Genomic DNA, 18,649 nt, shown 5'->3' with positions numbered 1-18,649 from the left:
GCGCCCGAGGAGCACGCATGACCGACAGCCTCGGCCTCGCCCGACGCCGCCTGATCCCAAATCGGCTGCAACCGGGGCTGCGTCTGGCCGGGGCGGCGGTCAATGCCGATGTCATCCTGGAGCCGGCCTGGCCCGATCCCCGACCGACCGAGGCTGAGCCGGCGCCCCCAGTGCGGACCTCCGGATGGCTGGCACGATCCGCGCCGTGCGGGCAGCCCCTGCCCGCCGGGGCGGCGGCGATCCTGCGGGTGCAGGATCTGGGCGGGCTACATTGGGGCCGCGCGCCGCCACGGCCGGGCGACGGCCCCGAGCCGCGCCTGCGCAGCGACCATCTGCTGATCGCGCTGACGGCGGGCGAAGCGGCGCTGTGCTTTCCGCGCCAAGCCTATCCGCTGACCGGCCCAAGACTGGCCTATCTGCCCGCCGGGACCGCCTTTGCCCTGCGGGTGCAGGCCGATGCCCGAGGCTGGGCATTGATGATCCCGGCCGCGCAGGCGGGTGGTCTGCCACAGACCTTTCGTCAGGGCATCCCAGATCCCGATGATGCCGCGCATCTGCAACAGGCCCTACGGGCGGGGCCGGATGCGGCCGGACTTGCGCGGGTGCAGGCGCTGTTGCCCGGCTCCCTTGCCCGGCTGCGATATGAGCAGGCCGATCCTGCGCCGGCGGATCTGGCACGGGCGCGACGGCTGTGCGCGCGCTTTCTTGGCCAGCTGGAGAGGGGTCACCAGCAGGGTCATACGCTTGCCGAATATGCGCGCGATCTGGGCTGCAGTCTGGCGCAGCTGGACCGGGCCTGCCGGCTGAGCCGGGGCCGACCGGCGCTGGAGCTGCTGTATCGGTTCCGCCTTGACCGCGCCGCCCGCCTGCTGCGCGAGACCGACGCACCGGTTCCGGTGATCGCGCAAAAGCTGGGCTTCAGCGGCCCCGGCCATTTCGCCCGGATCTTTGCCGCCGCGACCGGAACCACTCCGGAAGCCCTGCGCGCCCAAAGCCGAAAGGAGCGCTTGTCCTTGGCCACGCATCCGCCATGAGGCAGCGATGTTGGGGCACGGATGCCGCGGCCAATACTGTCGTGCGGGACGCGATCCGCACCCGCCGCCAAAACTGGCCGGCAGGTCGCGGTTGACCTCTTGGCGCTGGCATAGGACTCTGGCCGCCGGTTCCAAGACGGAAAAAAGTGCATGAGCAGCGCTCTGGAAAAATCCCTCGCCATCGTCGAGCTGTTGGTCGAGCACCCGCTGGGCCTGCCGGTCACCAGCATCGCCGCCGCCACCGAGCAGCCGGCCAGCGGGGTCCATCGCAGCCTGCAAGAGCTGGCGCGGCTGGGCTATGTGCGCCAGACGCAGGCCGGCGGCGATTACACGCTGACGATCAAGCTGCCGGCCATCGGGCTGGGCTTTATGGGCCGCGCCGGCATCACCGATGTGGCGCAGCCGGTGCTGGACCGGCTGGCGGCCGACAGCGGCGAGCTGGTGCGCCTGTCGGTCATCGACGGCCGGCAACTGACCTGGGTTGCGGTTGCGCAGGGGGCGACGCGCGGCCTGCGCTATGATCCCGGACAGGAGCAGGGCGTGGTCGTGCATCTGGCCAGCTCGGCCGGCGGACGGGCATGGCTGGCCAGCATGGGCGATGACGAGGCGCTGGCCTTGGTCGCGGCGCAGGGCCTGCGGCGCAAGGCCGAGGCCGACACCGGGCCGAATGCGCCCGAAAGCACCAACACGCTGGTGCAGGAAATCGCCCGCGCCCGCGCTCAAGGCTATGCCACCGCGGTCGACAGCTACATGGCCGGCATGGCCGCCATGGCGGTGCCGGTGCGCAGCCGCAATGGCGGGCCGGTGCTGGGCTGCCTGTCGATCGCGGGACCTGCGGTGCGGATGACGGAGGCGCGCATGGCCGAACTCGCCCCCGCCCTGCAGGCCGCAGCGCAGGAACTGGGCATCAGCGCCGCCGGCACCCGCTATTTCCAGACCATCCTGCGCGAATTGGACGCCCGCGACGGCAAGCCCGGCTGAGGGCGCTCTGCGGCGCAAAGGCGGCGGACATGAAAAAGGGCGCCTCTGCGGCGCCCTTTCCGATTCCCGAAGCCGAAGTTTATTTCAGCGTTTCCAGATAAGAGATCAGGTTCGCGCGGTCTTCGACCTTGGGCAGGCCGGCAAAGGCCATCTTGGTGCCCTTCACCGCCGCCTTGGGGTTGGTGATGAAATGCTCGATCGCCTCGGGGGTCCAGACCGGCGCTTCGGTGGCATGGGCCTTCATCCCGTCGGAATAGTTGAAACCAGCGGCGCTGGCCACCGGGCGGCCGACCACGCCGTTCAGGTGCGGGCCGGTGCTGTCCGAGCCGTCGGTCTTGTGGCAGGCCTTGCACTTGCCAAAGACCTTCTCGCCGGCAGCCGGATCGGCCGAGGCCAGCACGGTGGCGAAATCGGGGCCTTCGTCCTTGGCGGCAGCCTCGCCGCCACCGGCGGCGGCGGTCTCGACCGGGATGGTATAGGCCTGGGCATGTTCGGCGCCTTCGCCATGGCCGGCGCTTCCGACATTGTAGATGCCCGACGCCGCCCAGCTCATCAACAACAGGAACAGAAGCGAACCGATCAGCGCCCCGGCTGCCTTGGTGACGGTCATGGTGTCGAACATGTCTGCGGATCCCTTATGCGGTCTGTCCGTGGATTTGGCAGTATCTATGCGCTTTTGTTCTGGCCGATCAAGGTATAGTTCTCGCGCCGCAAGCAACCCCGGCCTCAGCGTGCCCCGCCCGCAACGGCCAGAAGCATGGGCTTTCGACATGACCGAGAACGTGATCGCATTCCAGGGCGAACCCGGCGCCTACAGCCATCAGGCCTGCCGCGCCTATCATCCCGAGATGGAGCCCCTGCCCTGCCGCACCTTCGAGGACACCATCGACGCCGTCCGTCAGGGACGTGCCCGATTGGCCATGCTTCCCGTGGAAAATTCCACCTATGGCAGGGTTGCGGACATCCATCACCTGCTGCCGGAAAGCGGTCTGCACATCATCGGAGAGGGCTTCGTGCGCGTGCGCATCGCCCTGCTGGCGGTGCCCGGAACCCGGCTGGAAGAGGTCACCGACGCCATGAGCCACCCGGTGCTACTGGGTCAGTGCCGGGGCTTCATGCGACAACATGGCATCCGCAGCATCGTCGGTCCCGACACCGCCGGCTCGGCCATGGAGGTCGCAAAGCGCGGCGAAAAGTCGCTGGCAGCACTGGCCGCCCCGCTCGCCGGCGAGATCTACGGGCTGGACGTCCTGGCCTCGGGAATCGAGGACCGGCAGAACAACACCACCCGTTTTCTGGTCATGGCGCGCGAGCCGGACTTCTCGCGCCGCCCCAATCCCGCCGGCGGCCAGACCATGATGACCACCTTTGTGTTTCGGGTGCGCAACATCCCGGCCGCGCTCTACAAGGCACTGGGCGGTTTCGCGACCAATGGCGTCAACATGACCAAGCTGGAAAGCTATATGGTGAACGGCATCTTTACCGCGACGCAGTTCTACGCCGATATCGAGGGCCATCCCGAGGATCCGGCCGTGGCCCGCGCGCTGGAGGAGCTGGCCTATTTCACCTCGAGCCTTGAGATCCTTGGCGTCTATCCCGCCGATCCGCTGCGCGCCGAACAGGCCGCCGCTGCCGAATAGGCCGGGACGAAAGGGCGGGTGCGGTCAGGCCGCGTCCGCCGCCAGCTTCTGGATGAAATCGCCGACGGCCAGCGCGAATTTCTGATCCAGCTGCGTCTTGCCCAGCCGGGCGGTTTGCAACATCAGCCGCGCCTTCATGCCGCGCGGCTGCACCTCGGCCTCAAAGATCAGGCGCGACTTGCCGGGGCTCAGCGCCACCACGGTCGCCGTCAGCACGATGTTGAACAGCTCGGACATGCCGCTGAAGCCCAGCCGCTCGGGCGGCTGCCAGCTGGTGACCTTCAGCTGCAGCTCGCGCGCCTTGCCGCGCCAGTCAAAGCCGATCTGCCATGCAAGGCCGGGGCCCGGCTCGACTTGGCCGTCCAGCCGGCGCAACGAGGCGCCGCGCCGCAGCAGGATGCGCTCCATCCGGGGGAAATCGCTGACGGCCGCAAACAGCGCATCGGCCGGCAGATCGGTATCCTGGCGGGTCGAGAATTTCATCGTTCACCGAATTGGTCTGGGTCCAGTCGTGTAAAGCCTAATCGCCCGAGGCTTGCAAGTCAGCCAGCATGGATAGGAATCCTTTCGCTCAAAGCAATCTCAGGTTGCATAATCGCTGCCCAGACCGCATCACTTGCGCACCATGCCAATGCCCCCGACGCCCCCGCAGAGCGATGCCGCCCCGACAATTCCCCTGCGGATCCTGGCCACCAGTGACCTGCACATGCATGTGCTGGGCTATGATTATTTTCTGAATCGCCCCAGCGAGGGCTTTGGCCTGTCGCGCGTGGCCGCGCTGATCGCGGCCGAGCGCCGCTGCGCCACCAATACGCTGCTGTTCGACAACGGGGATTCGCTGCAAGGCAGCCCGATGGGCGATTTTCTGGCCGAGCCGGGCGTGTTGGGGCCGCGCGGCATCCATCCCGCCATCGCCGCGATGAACGCCTTGGGCTATGACGCGGCCACGATCGGCAACCATGATTTCAGCTTTGGCCTTGGCTTTCTGCGCCGCACGCTTGAGGGCGCCGATTTTCCGGTGGTGGCCAGCAATACCACCAGCCGCCGGCGCATGCCGCTGCTGCGCCACGCCCTGTTGCAGCGCCGGATGCTGGACCGCGCGGGCCATGCCCATATGGTGCGCATCGGCGTCCTGGGCTTTTTGCCGCCGCAGACCGCGGATTGGGAGCCCGACCTGCGCGGCGAGGTGGCGATCGGCGACATTCTGGACGCGGCCAAGGCGCAGGCGGACCTGCTGCGGGCCGAGGGCGCGGATCTGATCGTGGCGCTGGCCCATAGCGGCATCGGCGCGCTGGAACCTGTGCCCAAGATGGAAAACGCCGCGACCGCACTGGCCGCGCTGCCGGCAATCGACGTGGTGATCGCCGGTCACAGCCATCGCCTGTTTCCCGGCCCCGACCATCCGACCGGGCCGGGCATCGACATTGCCGCCGGCACACTCGCGGGCAAGCCTGCGGTGATGCCGGGGTTTTGGGGCTCGCATCTGGGCGTGATCGAGCTGGAGCTGGAGCCATCGGGCATGGCGGGGCGCAGCTGGCGCCCGCGCGCCCTGGGCAGCCGGGTCGAGCCCGCCCGCAGCCATGAGGAACAACCGCTGGTGCTGCGCCCGGCCATGGCCAGCCATCACGCGACGCTGCGCCATTTCCAGCGCCGGATCGGGCGCAGCGACAGCGCGCTCTCCAGCCATTTCGTGCTGCTGGGCCGCGATCCCGGCCTGCGGCTGGTGGCCATGGCGCAGCGCTGGCAAGTGCGCAAGGCGCTGGCCGGCACGCGCTGGCGCGATCTCGCCATCCTCTCGGCCGCCGCCCCCTTTCGCGCCGGTGGCCGTGGCGGCCCCGAGCATTATACCGATGTGCCCGCAGGCCCGCTGACGCTGCGCAATCTGGCCGATCTTTACCTGTTTCCGAACCGGCTTTGCGCGCTGGTGCTGACCGGCGCCGATGTGGCCGACTGGCTGGAGCGTTCGGCCAGCCTGTTCCGGCAGATCCATCCCGGCGGTCAGGACCAGCCGCTGCTGGACCCCGAGTTTCCCGGCTATAATTTCGACCAGATCGATGGGCTGGAATGGCAGATCGACCTGTCCCGGCCACCGCGCTATGCGCCCGACGGCCGCCTGCTGCACCAGGGCAGCCGGCGCGTGCGCGACCTGTGCCATCGCGGCCGGCCGGTGCAGGACGGGCAGTTGTTCGTGCTGGCCACGAACAGTTACCGGCTGTCGGACAGCGGGCTTTTCGCCCCCGTCATCCGCCGGGGCGAGGTCATCCTGAACGGCATCGCCCGGACGCGCGACGTGCTGCGGCGCTATGTCTCGCACCGGCGGGTGGTCAGCCCCGAGGCGAGACTGGGCTGGCGCTTTGCCGAGATGCCCGGCACCAGTGTCATGTTCCAGACCAGCCCTGCGGCCGAGTGGCGGCACCTGCCGATGCCGGGCCAGCCGCTGGGGCTGGACAGTGGCGGTTTTCTGACATTGCGATTGCAGCTTTAGCGGCTTGGCGCTTGCATCCCCGGCCAAGCCCGCCTATCTAGGCCGCGAGAGGTTGGCGCGGGCGAGCGCCTCGCCAACCCGGTCAGGTCCGGAAGGAAGCAGCCGTAACGAGTCCCGCTTGGGTCGTTGTCCAGCCTCTCACCTTTCTCCCCCATATCGTTGCGCGGCATAAGCTTTCGCCGCTACTCCTCCAGCACCTCCAGCACGCCGGGGATGACGCGCAGGGCCTGACGGGCCGGGGTGGTCAGGGGGGCGTCCTCAGTGATCTCGATATCGACCAGATCCTCACCATCCTTCAGCCGCAGGGTAATCGGACCACGCGCGCGCGAGGGGGCCTTGATCTCGGCCTGAATCCGCGCCAGCGCTTCGGCGATCATCGGCACCGCATCCAGACCCGAAATCTCGACCGCCAGCCGGTTGGCACCAGCATCGGCCACCGCCTGATCCAGCGGCGCGACCGAACGCGCCAGCAGCTTGACCTGATCGCCCGACGGCTCGACCTGCACCTGCAGGACCACATTCGCGCCGGGTTCCAGATGCTGGCGATGCGCGTCCAGCGTGTCGGAAAACACCGTCACCTCATACATGCCGGTCGGGTCCGACAGGCCGACAAAGGCAAAACGCGTGCCACGCGCGGATTTCTTTTCCTGACGGAAAGCCACGGTGCCGGCCAGCGAGGCGACCAGCGCGCCGTCCATTGCCGCCTGCGTCACCTCGGCCAGGGTCTGCACGTTCTTGCGCCGCAGCGCGGGCAGGTAATCGTCCAGCGGATGGCCGGACAGGTAAAAGCCCACCGCCGCATGTTCCTCGCCCAACTTTTCGGTCGGCAGCCAGATCGGCGCGGCGACCTGCCGAGGCGGTGGCAGGTCCTCGCCCCCGCCGAACAGCGAGCTTTGCGACGAGGCGGCGGCCTCTTGCACCGCCGCCGACCACGCCACCAGACCATCCAGCGATTTCAACACCCGGGCCCGGTTTTCCTCGAGACAGTCAAAGGCCCCTGCCCGCGCCAGCATCTCCAGCGGCCGCTTGCCCACGCGCTTCATGTCGACGCGGCGAGCAAAATCGTGCAGGTCGCGGAAGGGCCGGTCGCCGCGCGCCTCGGTGATCAGCTTCATCGCCTCGACGCCGACCCCTTTCAGCGCGCCCAGCGCATAGAGGATCTTGCCATCCCGCACGCTGAACGTGGCGATCGAGCGGTTGACGCAGGGCGGCAGTGTCTCGATCCCCATGCGGTCCGCCTCGCGCTTGTAGATCGCCAGCTTGTCGGTCAGGTGGATATCGCAGTTCATCACTGCGGCCATGAATTCGACCGGGTGGTTCGCCTTCAGCCATGCGGTCTGATAGCTGACCACGGCATAGGCGGCGGCGTGGGATTTGTTGAAGCCGTAGTTCGCGAATTTCTCAAGCAGGTCAAAGACCTCGCCGGCCTTTTTCGCATCGATTTCCTGCGCCTTGCAGCCCTCGACGAATTTGGGCCGCTCCTTCGCCATCTCTTCGGCGATCTTCTTGCCCATGGCGCGGCGCAAAAGGTCGGCGCCGCCAAGGCTGTAGCCCGCCATGACCTGCGCGATCTGCATCACCTGTTCCTGATAGACGATGATGCCCTGCGTTTCGGCCAGAATCGGGTCGATGGTCGGGTGCAGCGATTCCAGCTCGCGCTGACCGTTCTTGACCTCGCAATAGGTCGGGATGTTCTCCATCGGGCCGGGACGATAGAGGGCCACCAGCGCGACGATATCCTCGATGCAGGTGGGTTTCATGCGCCGTAGCGCATCCATCATGCCCGAGCTTTCGACCTGGAACACCGCGACCGTGCGGGCGCTGGCGAACAGGTCATAGCTGGGCTTGTCGTCCAAGGGGATCAGGTTGATCTCGTTCTCGGCCCCGGCCGCGGGCTGATACAGCACCCGCCCGTCGGCCGCGACATGCAAGGGCCGGCCGCCGCCATTGATCAGGTCGACCGCGTTCTGGATCACGGTCAGGGTCTTCAGGCCCAGAAAGTCGAATTTGACCAGCCCGGCCTGCTCGACCCATTTCATGTTGAACTGCGTCGCCGGCATGTCGGAGGCCGGGTCGCGGTAAAGCGGCACCAGATGGTGCAAGGGCCGGTCGCCGATCACCACGCCGGCGGCATGGGTCGAGGCGTTGCGCAGCAGCCCCTCAAGCTTGGCGGCATAGTCCAAGAGCCGGCCCACCACTTCCTCGCGGGCGGCCTCGCGCAGGCGCGGCTCTTCGGCCAGCGCCTTGGTGACGCTGACGGGCTTGACGCCCTCGACCGGGATCATCTTGCTGAGGCGGTCCACCTGCCCGAACGGCAGTTGCAGCACCCGACCCACGTCGCGCACCGCCGCCTTAGACAGAAGCGCGCCGAAGGTGATGATCTGGCCGACCTTGTCGCGGCCATATTTCTCTTGGACATAGCGGATCACTTCCTCGCGCCGGTCCATGCAGAAGTCGATGTCAAAGTCGGGCATCGACACCCGTTCCGGGTTCAGGAAGCGTTCAAAGAGCAGGCTGTAGCGCAGCGGATCAAGGTCGGTGATGGTCAGCGCATAGGCCACAAGGCTGCCCGCGCCCGACCCCCGCCCCGGCCCGACCGGAATGCCGTGATCCTTGGCCCATTTGATGAAATCGGCCACGATCAGGAAATAGCCGGGAAAGCCCATCTGCTCGATGATGCCGAGTTCAAACCGCAGCCGCTCTTCGTATTCCTCGACCGGCACGGCATGGGGGATGATGGCAAGGCGCGCGCGCAGCCCGTCCCATGCCTGACGGCGCAGCTCCTCGACCTCGTCATCGGCAAAGCGCGGCAGGATCGGCTTGTGCTTTTTCACCGCAAAGGCGCAGCGGCGGGCGATCTCGACGGTATTGGCGATCGCCTCGGGCAGATCGGCGAACAGCGCTGCCATCTCGGCCGGCGACTTGAAGTAATGCTGCGGTGTCAGCCGGCGGCGCGGCGCGGTCTGATCGACATAGGCACGTTCGGAAATGCAGATCAGCGCGTCATGCGCGGCATAAAGATCGGTGGTCGGGAAATAGACGTCATTGGTCGCGACCAGTGGCAGGTCCAGCGCATAGGCCAGATCGATCAGCCCGCCCTCGGCTGCCTGTTCTTCGGGCAAAGGCCGGCCTTCGGCATCGTGATGGCGCTGCAATTCGACGTAAAGCCGGTTCGGAAAGGCCGCGGCCAGATGCTCGGCCAGCGCGCGGGCCTCGGGCAGACGGCCCTGCGCGATCATCAGCCCCAACGGCCCCAGCGGCCCGCCGGTCAGGCAAATCAGCCCCTCGGCATGCGATGCCAGCTCGTCGGGGGTGACATGGGGCAGCGCGCCGCCCTCGCGCAGATAGAGGCAGGTCGACAGCGCCATCAGATTGAGCCAGCCTGCCTCATTCTGCGTCAGCAGGACCACAGGTGCCGTTACGTCGGCCGCCAGCGTCACCTGACAGCCGATGATCGGCTGCACCCCGTATTCCTGTGCCTTGATCGAGAATTCCAGCGCCGCGAACAGCGCGTTCGTATCGGTCAGCGCCACGGCGGGCATGCCATTTTTTGCTGCGAGATCAGCAAGTTTCTTGACGGGGATGGCGCCTTCCAGCAACGAGTGTTCGGAATGCGTGCGCAGATGGATGAATCGGGGGGATGTCTCGGCCATGGCGGTCAATCTAGGCTCCACCTGCCGAACTGTGCAATTGCCCACCAGCGGAAATCCGCTAAGACTGGGTGGAAAATCGACAGGGGCGCGACAGTGACCGATGTTTTCCGGGCCGAGGGTCTGGGCAAAACCTATCCCGGCGTGCGCGCCAATGACGATATCGGCTTTTCGGTCGGACGGGGCGAAATCCACGCTCTGCTGGGCGAAAATGGCGCCGGCAAGTCCACGCTGGTCAAGATGATCTACGGGCTGGTGCGCCCCGACGAGGGGCGGATGGTGCTGAACGGCCAGCCGCATGCCCCCGCCGATCCCCGCGCCGCCCGTGCCGCCGGCGTCGCCATGGTGTTTCAGCACTTCAGCCTGTTCGACGCGTTGACCGTGGCCGAAAACGTCGCGCTGGGGATGGAGAACCCGCCGCCCCGCGCTGATCTCTCGCGCCGCATCAGTGAGGTCTCGACCGCCTATGGCCTGCCCCTGAACCCGGCACGCCGCATTGCCAGCCTGTCGGCCGGCGAGCGTCAGCGGGTCGAGATCATCCGCTGCCTGCTGCAAGACCCGCGCCTGCTGATCATGGACGAGCCGACCAGCGTCCTGACCCCGCAAGAGGCCGAGATCCTGTTTGCGACCCTGCGCCAGCTGGCCGCGCAGGGCACGGCGATCCTTTACATCAGCCACAAGCTCGACGAGATCCGCAGCCATTGCGACCGCGCCACCATCCTGCGCCACGGCAAGGTGGTGGGCACCGTCGACCCCCGCGCCCATTCGGCGCGCGAACTGGCCGCGATGATGGTCGGGGCCGAAATGCGGATCATCGACCGCTCGGGCCGGGTGCCGGGGGCCGAGATCCTGCAAGTTCAGGACCTGTCGAGCAGCGGCGAGATGGCGCTGAAGGATGTGGCCCTGACGCTGCGTGCGGGCGAGATCCTTGGCATCGGCGGCGTCGCCGGCAACGGACAAGAGGAATTGCTGGCCGCGCTGTCGGGCGAGGATCCGACCGCGCCGGGCACCGTCATCATGGATGGCACCGATCTTTCGGCCATGGGTCCCGAGGCGCGGCGCAGGCTGGGCCTGCTGTCGGCCCCCGAGGACCGGCTGGGCCATGCCGCCGTGCCCGAGTTTTCGCTGAGCGAGAACACCTTGCTGACCGCCGGCGCACGCCAGAACCTCGTGCGCCACGGGCTGGTCGATCATAGCGCGGCCCGGCGCTTTGCCGAAGCCGTCATCAATGCCTTTGACGTGCGCACCCCCGGTCCCGGCACCGCGGCAGGCGCGCTTTCGGGTGGCAATCTGCAGAAATTCGTCATCGGCCGCGAGGTCTTGGGCAAGCCGCGCGTTCTGGTCGTGAACCAGCCCACATGGGGCGTCGATGCCGGGGCCGCCGCCGCGATCCGGCAAGCGCTGCTGGATCTGGCCGGCAACGAGGCCGGGGTGATCGTGATTTCGCAGGATCTGGATGAGCTTTTGGAACTTTCCGACCGTTTTTGCGCGCTGAACCAAGGGCGGCTTTCCGCGCCCCGCCCGACCGAAGGCCTGACCATCGAGGAAATCGGCCTGATGCTGGGCGGCGGCCATGGCATGGAGGTCGGCCATGTTCCGGCTTGAACCCCGCGCCAGCGCGCCGCTGGGCTGGCAGATCGCGACGCCGATCCTTGCCGTGCTGGCGACCATGTTCGTCGGCGGGCTGTTGTTCGCGGCCATGGGCTTTGACCCGGTGGCAGCGATCCGCACCATCTTTTGGGATCCGCTGTTCGGGCCCGCCGCCGGCTATTCGCGCCCGCAACTGCTGGTCAAGGCCGGGCCGCTGATCCTGATCGCCTGCGGGCTGGCGCTGGGGTTCCGCGCCGGCATCTGGAACATCGGCGCCGAGGGGCAATATATCATCGGCGCGATCTGCGGTGCCGCCGTGGCGCTGGCCGCCTATCCGGCCGAGGCCTTCTGGATCTTTCCGGCGATGATCCTGGCCGGGGCGCTTGGTGGCTGGGCCTGGGGCATGATCCCGGCGCTGCTCAGGAACTGGTTCGGCGCGTCGGAAATCCTCGTCTCGCTGATGCTGGTCTATGTCGCGCAAAAGATCGCCGCATGGATGGCCTTTGGTCCGATGAAGAACCCCGAAGGCTTCAACTTTCCCGGCTCGCGCAACCTGCAACAATATCCCGCCGCCGCGAACCCGGAACTGATCGCCAATTCCGGCCTGCATTGGGGCGGCATCGCGGCCATCGTCGCGCTGGCCGCAACCTGGTTCATCATGTCGCGCCATGTGCTGGGCTTTCAGGTCCGCACCGCCGGCGCAGCCCCGCGCGCGGCGCGTTTCGCCGGCGTCCGCCCCGAGCGGCTGGTGGCTTTGTGTCTGGGCGTCTCGGGCGCGCTGGCCGGTCTCGCCGGCCTTTTCGAGGTCGCGGGGCCTGCGGGCCAGATCACTGAAAGCTTTGGCTCGGGCTACGGCTTTACCGCGATCATCGTGGCCTTTCTGGGCCGGCTGCACCCCTTGGGCATCCTGCTGGCGGGGCTCTTGATGGCGCTGACCTATATCGGCGGCGAACTAGCGCAGATGATGCTGAATCTGCCCGCTGCCACCGTGCAGGTGTTTCAGGGCATGCTCTTGTTCTTCCTGCTGGGTTTCGACCTTCTGACCCGCTACCGCATTCGGAGGCGCACATGATTTCCGTGTTCATCCTGCTTTTGGGCGCCGCCACCCCGATCCTGTTCGCCGCCTTGGGCGAGCTGGTCGCCGAACGCGCGGGCGTTCTAAACCTCGGCGTCGAGGGCATGATGGTCGGCGGCGCGCTGGCCGGTTTCGCTGCCGCCCATGCCACCGGCAGCCCGGCGCTGGGCTTTGCCGTCGCAGCCTTGGCCGGGGCGGCGCTGTCGATGCTGTTTGCGATGATGACGCAATATCTGCTGTCGAACCAGGTCGCGACCGGGCTGGCGCTGACGCTGTTCGGGCTGGGCCTGACTGCGATGTTCGGCAAGCCCTACGAAGGCGTCAAGGCGCCCGCGATGATGGCCGGCCCGCTGGGGCTGAACTGGATGATCTGGCTGGGACTGGCCATGGTGCCGGTGGTCTGGTGGTTTCTGGTCCGCACCCGCCCCGGACTGATCCTGCGCGCGGTCGGCGAAAACCATGATGCGGCGCATGGCCTTGGCTATCCGGTGCGCGCCATGCGCATCGCCGCACTGGCCTTTGGCGGCGCCATGGCGGGCATGGGCGGGGCCTATATTTCCATCGCGACCGTGCTGCAATGGACCGAGGGCATGACCGCCGGTGCCGGCTGGATCGCATTGGCCATCGTGGTCTTTGCGCAATGGAATCCTTGGGGCGTGCTGGCCGGGGCCTGGCTTTTCGGCGGTGTCACCGTCTTGCAGCTGCGCCTGCAGGCGGCGGGCGTGGCGGTGCCGGTGCAGTTTCTGGCCATGGCGCCCTATCTTGCCACGATCCTTGTGCTGGTGCTGATCTCGGCCCGGCAGAAATTCGGCCGTTCAGGCGGGGGGGCTGCCCCCGGATCTCTGGGCCGGCCCTTCCACGCGCTGCGCTGAGGCAGCCAAACACCAGGAGAGCACTATGAACCGCAGAACCCTTCTTGGCAGCGCCGCAGCGCTGGTCGCCGCCTCGGCCCTGCCGTCCTTTGCCGCCGAGGACAAGCTGAAGGTCGGCTTCATCTATGTCGGCCCGGTGGGCGATGGCGGCTGGAGCTTCCAGCACGATCTGGCCCGCAAGGCCGTGGTCGAAAAATACGGCGACAAGGTCGAGACCACCTTCATCGAATCCGTCCCCGAAGGTGCCGATGCCGAACGCGCGCTGACGCAGCTGGCGCTGGCCGGCAACAAGCTGATCTTCGCGACCAGCTTTGGCTTCATGGACGCCACCATCAACGTCGCCAAGAAATTCCCCGATGTGAAGTTCGAGCACGCCACCGGCTACAAGACCGCCGAGAACGTCTCGACCTATGACGCCCGCTTCTACGAAGGCCGCGCCGTCATGGGCACCATCGCCGGCCGGATGACCAAGTCGAACAAGATCGGCTATATCGGTTCCTTCCCGATCCCCGAGGTCATTCAGGGCATCAACAGCTCGTTCATCCATGCCCGCAAGGTGAACCCGAATGTCGAGATGAAGGTGGTCTGGGCCTATACCTGGTTCGACCCCGCGAAAGAGGCCGACGCCGCCGCCGCCCTGATCGCCGAGGGCGTCGACGTGATCCTGCAACACACCGACTCGACCGCACCGCTGGCCAAGGCGCAAGAGGCCGGCGCCATCGGCTTTGGTCAGGCCAGCGACATGGCGGCCTTCAAACCCACGCCGCGCGTCTCGGCCATCATCGACAACTGGGCGCCCTATTACATCAAGCGCGTCGGCGAGGCGCTGGACGGATCGTGGAAATCGCATTCGGTCTGGCTGGGCATCGGCGATGGCGAGGTCGAGATCGGCGAGATCACCGATGCCGTCCCCGCCGAAGTCAAGGCCGAGGCCGAGGCGCTGAAGGCCAAGATCGCTTCGGGCGAATACCACCCCTTCACCGGCCCGCTGAAGAAACAGGACGGCAGCGACTGGCTGGCCGAGGGCCAGAAGGCCGAGGACAAGGATCTCTCCTCGATGAACTTCTATGTCGAGGGCATCGCGGCGCCGATGCCGAAATAACCCCGCACGACGCAGACCGGGGCCCAGACGGGCCCCGGCACGCCAGCCGGATACGGCCGGCGCCTATTCCAGATGGCTCTCCATGAACCACAGGTCCTTGTCCGCCGCGCGCGAGGCTGCGGTCAGCAGGTCCGCCGTATCGGCATCGCCCGCCTCGCCGGTCACATCGATCGCCGCGCGCAGCTTCTCGCCATAGTCCCGCATCCGCGCGCAAATCGCCTTCAGATGGTCCTCGGCCTTGGTCAGGTCGGTCGGATATTCCTTGAGGCTGCTGGTCTTGGCCACCTTCTCGACCGTGCCGATGGCGGTGCCATCCAGCTGCTGCACCCGTTCGGCCATCTCGTCGACATGCAGCTGCAGATTGGCAAAAACACTGTCGAACAGCTCATGCACAGCGATAAAGTTGCGCCCCTTGACGTTCCAATGCGCCTGTTTGACGGCGGACGACAACGCCAGCGCATCGGCCAGCCGGGCGTTCAGCTCGGCCACGGCGGTCTTGCGGGCATTGTCGGTCAGGCCTTGCAGATTGACGGGCATGGCGGGTCTCCTTTGCGATGGGTCGTGAAAAAACCCGGCATCAGGCGACCGGTTCCAGCGACGGGATGCCACAGCGCAAAAGAAAAGGGGCGATGCCTCCCCCTGGAAAGCATCGCCCCAAAAGCGTTGGAAACGCCTGATCCGATCAGACGGCGCCCTGGATGAATTTCACCGCATCGCCGAAAGTCTGGATGGTTTCGGCGGCGTCATCCGGGATCTCGATGCCGAATTCTTCTTCGAAGGCCATGACCAGCTCGACGGTGTCGAGGGAATCGGCGCCCAGATCGTCGATGAACGAGGCGCTTTCGGTCACCTTGTCCTCGTCAACGCCCAGGTGTTCGACGACGATTTTCTTCACGCGATCAGCGATATCGCTCATGTCTTTTCCTCATGTTCACGGGCATCCGCCCAAAAGATTGCCGACACCAGCCGACAGTCAGCCCAGGGCGGTTCCCCTGCAGCCTTGTTCGCGGGATATAGCACGGAGGTGTGATCTTGCAACCGCATAAACCACGATCAGACCATCGCCATCCCGCCGTTCACATGCAGCGTTGTGCCAGTGACATAGCCCGCCTCGACACTGGACAGATACAGCGCGGCAGCGGCGATTTCCTGGGCACTGCCCATCCGGCCCGCCGGGATCTGGGTCAGGATCCGGCCCTTCTGCTCATCGTTCAGCTTGTCGGTCATCGCCGTCTCGATGAAACCCGGCGCGACGCAGTTGACGGTGATCCCGCGCGAGGCGACCTCATAGGCTAGGCTCTTCGACATGCCCACCAGACCCGCTTTGGCAGCGGCGTAATTGCCCTGCCCCGGATTGCCGGTGGCGCCGACGACCGAGCTGATGTTGACGATCCGGCCCCAGCGCGCCTTCATCATGCCGCGCAGCACCGCCCGGCACAGCCGAAAGCTCGAGGTCAGGTTCACCTCGATCACCTGCGCCCATTCCTCATCGGACATGCGCATGAACAGGTTGTCGCGGGTGATGCCGGCATTGTTGACCAGAATATCGACCGAGCCCATGGCCTCGGCAGCCGCCTTCGGCAGCGCCTCGACGGCAGCGGCATCGCCAAGGTTCGCGGTCACGACATGCGCCCGCGAACCCAGCTTTTCGGCCAGTTCGCGCAGCGGCGCCTCACGCGTGCCCGACAGCACGACGCTGGCGCCCGCCGCATGCAACGCCTCGGCGATGGCGCCGCCGATCCCGCCCGAGGCGCCGGTCACCAGCGCGTTCTTGCCCGTCAGATCGAACATCCCAAACCTCTTCTTTCGTGTCCCAATATCCCGGGGGTCCGGGGGCTGGCCCCCGGTCCCGCCCTCAGCCCTTCAGCGCCGCGATATCCGCCGGCGCGCCGATATTCTTCACCACCGCATCCTTGGCGATGCGCTTGATCATCCCCGACAGCGCCTTGCCGGCACCGATCTCCCAGAACTCGGTCACGCCCGCGCCCGCCAGGAACTCGACCGACTCGCGCCAGCGGACCGAGCCGGTGACCTGCTCGACCAGCAACCGCCGGATCTCGGCCGGGTCGCTCACCGCCGAGGCGCTGACATTGGCGACCAGCTGCACGGCGGGGGCGACGATCTCGACCCCGGCCAGGGCCTCGGCCATCACCGCTGCCGCCGGCTGCATCAGCGCCGAATGGAACGGCGCCGAAACCGGCAGCATCAGCGCACGCTTGGCGCCGCGTTCCTTGGCCAGCGCCGCCGCACGTTCGACCGCAGCCTTCTGCCCCGAGATCACCACCTGCCCCGGATCGTTGTCATTGGCAGCCTGACAGACCTCGCCCTCGGCCGCGTCATGGGCCAGCTGCGCCACGGTGGCGAAATCCAGCCCCAGAATGGCAGCCATGGCGCCCTGCCCGACCGGCACCGCCTCTTGCATCGCCTGCCCGCGCAGGCGCAGCAGCCGCGCGGTATCGGCAAGGCTCAGCGAACCCGCCGCACACAGCGCCGAATACTCACCCAGCGAATGCCCGGCGACAAAGGCCGCATCCTTGATGCCATAGCCCTCGGCCTCCAGCGCCCGCAGCGCGGCAATCGAGGTCGCCATCAGCGCCGGCTGCGCGTTCTGCGTCAGGGTCAGCGTCTCGATATCGCCGTCCCAGACCAGCGCCGAGAGCTTTTCGCCCAAGGCCTCGTCCACCTCGGAAAACACCGCAGCGGCGGCCGGATAGGCTTCGGCCAATGCCCGCCCCATGCCGACGACCTGGGCACCCTGACCCGGAAATACGAAAGCCCGCATCCTGCATGTCCTTCTTGCTTTTCTTTGTACCAGCCTTAGCGGCTCCGCCCCGGCTCGGCTAGCGTGGAATCACGATCTCGGCGCGCAGCCCGCCCAGCCGTTCGCCCTTGACCAGCCGCAATTGCCCGCCATGGGCGCGGGCGATGTCGGTGGCAATCGACAGGCCCAACCCCACGCCCTGCCCCCGGTTCTGGTTGCGCGCCGCGTCCAGCCGGGTAAAGGGCTTCAGCGCCTCTTCGCGGCTTTCGGGCGGGATGCCCGGCCCGTCATCCTCGACCGAGATGCGGAAATAGCTCGGCCCCAGTGCGGCCTCGACCTCGGCGCGCTCGCCATAGCGCACGGCATTGCCGATCAGGTTTTCGACCGCGCGGCGCAGACTGTCCTGCCGGAACGTGGCCTTACCGCCCAGATCGCCCTGCAGCGGGCCCAGCACCACTGCCTGTCCGCCGCGCCGGGCGTCGGCGACGATGCCGCGCACGAAATTCAACGCCAGCACCGTCTCGGGCGGCGCATCCTGCGCCGCATCGCGGGCATGGTCCAGAAAGGCGTCGACCATCCGCCCCATCGCCGCGACATCACCCTCCAGCGCCGCGATCTCATCGGGTTCGGGCGGCAGGTCGGGTGACAGCATCGACAGGCCCAGCCGCAGCCGGGTCAAGGGCGTGCGCAGGTCGTGGCTGACACCCGACAGCATCTGCTTGCGCTGCTCGTTCTGGCGCTCGATCCGGGCGCGCATCTCCAGAAAGGCGGTGCCGGCGCTCCGGATCTCGCTGGCGCCGGCGGGACGATAGGGGATGATCCGGCCCTTGCCATATTCCTCGGCGGCGCGCGCCAGACGCTTGATCGGGCGCAGCTGGTTGCGCAGAAAGATCGTGGCGATGGCGGTCATCAAAAGCGAGGTGCCGATCATCAGCACCAGCAATTGATGCGGGTTCGAGGCGCTGACCCGCTCGCGCGGGAACACCAGCTCATAGGGCCCAAAACGGCCCGCCAGCGTGGCCCGCACCTCGCGCCGCTGGGTCAGATCGACGCCGATCACCTGCGGGATCGCGGCATGCAGCGTGCGGATCACCACCCGGCCGGACAGATCGAAAGTGCCGACCCAATCCTGCCCCGGGGCGCGCGCCGGCATGTGCAGCTCCAGCCCCAAAGGGCCGGCGTCGTCCAGCGCGGCACGGCGGGCGCTTTCCAGATCCGGCGCCGCGTCGATGCGGGTTGCGACCAGCGCGATCTCGCGCGCCATGCCGCCGGTCATCTGCAGCGTCACATCCTCGAAATGCCGCTGCAGGAACACCACCGTCACCACGACCGTGACCACCACCACCGGCAGGAACAGGATCAGCGCCGCCCTGCCGTAAAGACCGCGAGGCATCACCCGCTTCAGCCAGTCGAATTCCATCGCCCCACCCCTTGCGCCCCTTTCGCAAGGGGGCTGTCG

16 protein-coding genes and 1 other RNA gene are annotated in these 18,649 nt (G+C 67.1%); 9 read left to right on the top strand and 8 right to left on the bottom strand.

Going from position 1 to position 18,649, the window contains the following annotated elements:
- Window positions 1-17 precede the first annotated feature (17 nt).
- Together GL279_RS06420 and GL279_RS06415 are read left to right on the top strand one after the other, a co-directional pair.
- Window positions 18-1,034, top strand: coding sequence for a helix-turn-helix transcriptional regulator (locus GL279_RS06420; RefSeq protein ID WP_155063792.1), 1,017 nt, complete (start codon window positions 18-20; stop codon window positions 1,032-1,034).
- 150 nt (window positions 1,035-1,184) lie between these two features.
- Window positions 1,185-2,015 (top strand): IclR family transcriptional regulator, encoded by an 831-nt coding sequence (locus tag GL279_RS06415; protein ID WP_155063790.1) that lies wholly within the window; start codon window positions 1,185-1,187, stop codon window positions 2,013-2,015.
- Between the two features lie 79 nt (window positions 2,016-2,094).
- Here the strand turns inward: GL279_RS06415 and GL279_RS06410 are convergent, their stop codons facing one another.
- Window positions 2,095-2,637, bottom strand: coding sequence for a c-type cytochrome (locus tag GL279_RS06410; RefSeq protein ID WP_155063789.1), 543 nt, complete (start codon window positions 2,635-2,637; stop codon window positions 2,095-2,097).
- A gap of 148 nt (window positions 2,638-2,785) precedes the next feature.
- Between GL279_RS06410 and GL279_RS06405 the strand changes: the two genes are divergently transcribed.
- Window positions 2,786-3,655 (top strand): prephenate dehydratase, encoded by an 870-nt coding sequence (locus GL279_RS06405; protein ID WP_155063787.1) that lies wholly within the window; start codon window positions 2,786-2,788, stop codon window positions 3,653-3,655.
- A gap of 24 nt (window positions 3,656-3,679) precedes the next feature.
- On the opposite strand, the gene GL279_RS06400 is transcribed toward GL279_RS06405, so the two are convergent.
- Window positions 3,680-4,138 carry an SRPBCC family protein gene (locus tag GL279_RS06400; protein WP_155063786.1) on the bottom strand — a complete coding sequence of 153 codons (459 nt, stop codon included), beginning with the start codon at window positions 4,136-4,138 and terminating at the stop codon, window positions 3,680-3,682.
- Between the two features lie 148 nt (window positions 4,139-4,286).
- Here GL279_RS06400 and GL279_RS06395 point away from each other — a divergent pair, with 148 nt between their 5' ends.
- Together GL279_RS06395 and ffs are read left to right on the top strand one after the other, a co-directional pair.
- Window positions 4,287-6,140 carry a bifunctional 2',3'-cyclic-nucleotide 2'-phosphodiesterase/3'-nucleotidase gene (locus tag GL279_RS06395; protein ID WP_246175199.1) on the top strand — a complete coding sequence of 618 codons (1,854 nt, stop codon included), beginning with the start codon at window positions 4,287-4,289 and terminating at the stop codon, window positions 6,138-6,140.
- A gap of 46 nt (window positions 6,141-6,186) precedes the next feature.
- Window positions 6,187-6,283, top strand: an RNA gene (gene ffs, locus GL279_RS06390) — signal recognition particle sRNA small type.
- A gap of 39 nt (window positions 6,284-6,322) precedes the next feature.
- On the opposite strand, the gene dnaE is transcribed toward ffs, so the two are convergent.
- Window positions 6,323-9,793, bottom strand: coding sequence for a DNA polymerase III subunit alpha (gene dnaE / locus GL279_RS06385; protein WP_155063784.1), 3,471 nt, complete (start codon window positions 9,791-9,793; stop codon window positions 6,323-6,325).
- A 93-nt stretch (window positions 9,794-9,886) separates the two neighbouring features.
- On the opposite strand from dnaE, the gene GL279_RS06380 reads away from it, so the two are divergent.
- The 4 genes from GL279_RS06380 to GL279_RS06365 are packed head-to-tail and all read left to right on the top strand — an operon-like array spanning window position 9,887 to window position 14,429.
- On the top strand, window positions 9,887-11,395 hold the full coding sequence (locus tag GL279_RS06380) for an ABC transporter ATP-binding protein (RefSeq protein ID WP_343039726.1): 1,509 nt from the start codon (window positions 9,887-9,889) through the stop codon (window positions 11,393-11,395).
- Window positions 11,382-12,452: an ABC transporter permease gene (locus tag GL279_RS06375; RefSeq protein WP_155063783.1), complete on the top strand. Its 1,071-nt coding sequence runs from the start codon at window positions 11,382-11,384 to the stop codon at window positions 12,450-12,452. Before GL279_RS06380 ends, GL279_RS06375 begins: the two co-directional genes overlap by 14 nt.
- Window positions 12,449-13,327 carry an ABC transporter permease gene (locus GL279_RS06370; RefSeq protein ID WP_155063782.1) on the top strand — a complete coding sequence of 293 codons (879 nt, stop codon included), beginning with the start codon at window positions 12,449-12,451 and terminating at the stop codon, window positions 13,325-13,327. Before GL279_RS06375 ends, GL279_RS06370 begins: the two co-directional genes overlap by 4 nt.
- A 25-nt stretch (window positions 13,328-13,352) precedes the next feature.
- A complete protein-coding gene (locus GL279_RS06365) occupies window positions 13,353-14,429 on the top strand; it encodes a BMP family ABC transporter substrate-binding protein (RefSeq protein WP_155063781.1) in 1,077 nt (358 codons plus the stop codon).
- Between the two features lie 63 nt (window positions 14,430-14,492).
- Here the strand turns inward: GL279_RS06365 and dps are convergent, their stop codons facing one another.
- From dps to GL279_RS06340, 5 genes are all read right to left on the bottom strand, one after another.
- The gene (gene dps / locus GL279_RS06360) at window positions 14,493-14,966 is read right to left on the bottom strand and encodes a DNA starvation/stationary phase protection protein Dps (protein WP_155063780.1); all 474 of its coding nucleotides are present in this window, start codon (window positions 14,964-14,966) and stop codon (window positions 14,493-14,495) included.
- 145 nt (window positions 14,967-15,111) lie between these two features.
- Complete coding sequence (locus tag GL279_RS06355; protein WP_028720942.1) at window positions 15,112-15,345, bottom strand: acyl carrier protein; 234 nt, start codon at window positions 15,343-15,345, stop codon at window positions 15,112-15,114.
- Window positions 15,346-15,482: 137 nt separating this feature from the next.
- Window positions 15,483-16,220 (bottom strand): 3-oxoacyl-ACP reductase FabG, encoded by a 738-nt coding sequence (gene fabG / locus GL279_RS06350; protein ID WP_155063779.1) that lies wholly within the window; start codon window positions 16,218-16,220, stop codon window positions 15,483-15,485.
- 64 nt (window positions 16,221-16,284) lie between these two features.
- On the bottom strand, window positions 16,285-17,211 hold the full coding sequence (gene fabD, locus GL279_RS06345; RefSeq protein ID WP_155063778.1) for an ACP S-malonyltransferase: 927 nt from the start codon (window positions 17,209-17,211) through the stop codon (window positions 16,285-16,287).
- Window positions 17,212-17,269: 58 nt separating this feature from the next.
- Entirely contained in the window at window positions 17,270-18,610 is a 1,341-nt protein-coding gene (locus GL279_RS06340; protein WP_155063777.1) for an ATP-binding protein, read from the bottom strand.
- Window positions 18,611-18,649 lie beyond the last annotated feature (39 nt).

The sequence above is a fragment of the Paracoccus limosus genome (assembly GCF_009711185.1).
Classification (GTDB): domain Bacteria; phylum Pseudomonadota; class Alphaproteobacteria; order Rhodobacterales; family Rhodobacteraceae; genus Paracoccus; species Paracoccus limosus.
Note: the sequence above shows the minus strand (reverse complement) of the source record. Positions and strands in the feature narration are given on the sequence as shown.

Excerpts from the sequence above, each read along its gene's own strand:
- dps (WP_155063780.1), bottom strand. The coding sequence starts at position 14,966 with ATGCCCGTCAATCTGCAAGGCCTGACCGACAATGCCCGCAAGACCGCC.
- fabG (WP_155063779.1), bottom strand. The coding sequence starts at position 16,220 with ATGTTCGATCTGACGGGCAAGAACGCGCTGGTGACCGGCGCCTCGGGC.
- GL279_RS06405 (WP_155063787.1), top strand. The coding sequence starts at position 2,786 with ATGACCGAGAACGTGATCGCATTCCAGGGCGAACCCGGCGCCTACAGC.
- GL279_RS06375 (WP_155063783.1), top strand. The coding sequence starts at position 11,382 with ATGTTCCGGCTTGAACCCCGCGCCAGCGCGCCGCTGGGCTGGCAGATC.
- GL279_RS06395 (WP_246175199.1), top strand. The coding sequence starts at position 4,287 with ATGCCCCCGACGCCCCCGCAGAGCGATGCCGCCCCGACAATTCCCCTG.
- GL279_RS06420 (WP_155063792.1), top strand. The coding sequence starts at position 18 with ATGACCGACAGCCTCGGCCTCGCCCGACGCCGCCTGATCCCAAATCGG.
- dnaE (WP_155063784.1), bottom strand. The coding sequence starts at position 9,793 with ATGGCCGAGACATCCCCCCGATTCATCCATCTGCGCACGCATTCCGAA.
- GL279_RS06365 (WP_155063781.1), top strand. The coding sequence starts at position 13,353 with ATGAACCGCAGAACCCTTCTTGGCAGCGCCGCAGCGCTGGTCGCCGCC.
- GL279_RS06400 (WP_155063786.1), bottom strand. The coding sequence starts at position 4,138 with ATGAAATTCTCGACCCGCCAGGATACCGATCTGCCGGCCGATGCGCTG.
- fabD (WP_155063778.1), bottom strand. The coding sequence starts at position 17,211 with ATGCGGGCTTTCGTATTTCCGGGTCAGGGTGCCCAGGTCGTCGGCATG.
- GL279_RS06340 (WP_155063777.1), bottom strand. The coding sequence starts at position 18,610 with ATGGAATTCGACTGGCTGAAGCGGGTGATGCCTCGCGGTCTTTACGGC.
- GL279_RS06410 (WP_155063789.1), bottom strand. The coding sequence starts at position 2,637 with ATGTTCGACACCATGACCGTCACCAAGGCAGCCGGGGCGCTGATCGGT.
- GL279_RS06370 (WP_155063782.1), top strand. The coding sequence starts at position 12,449 with ATGATTTCCGTGTTCATCCTGCTTTTGGGCGCCGCCACCCCGATCCTG.
- GL279_RS06355 (WP_028720942.1), bottom strand. The coding sequence starts at position 15,345 with ATGAGCGATATCGCTGATCGCGTGAAGAAAATCGTCGTCGAACACCTG.
- GL279_RS06415 (WP_155063790.1), top strand. The coding sequence starts at position 1,185 with ATGAGCAGCGCTCTGGAAAAATCCCTCGCCATCGTCGAGCTGTTGGTC.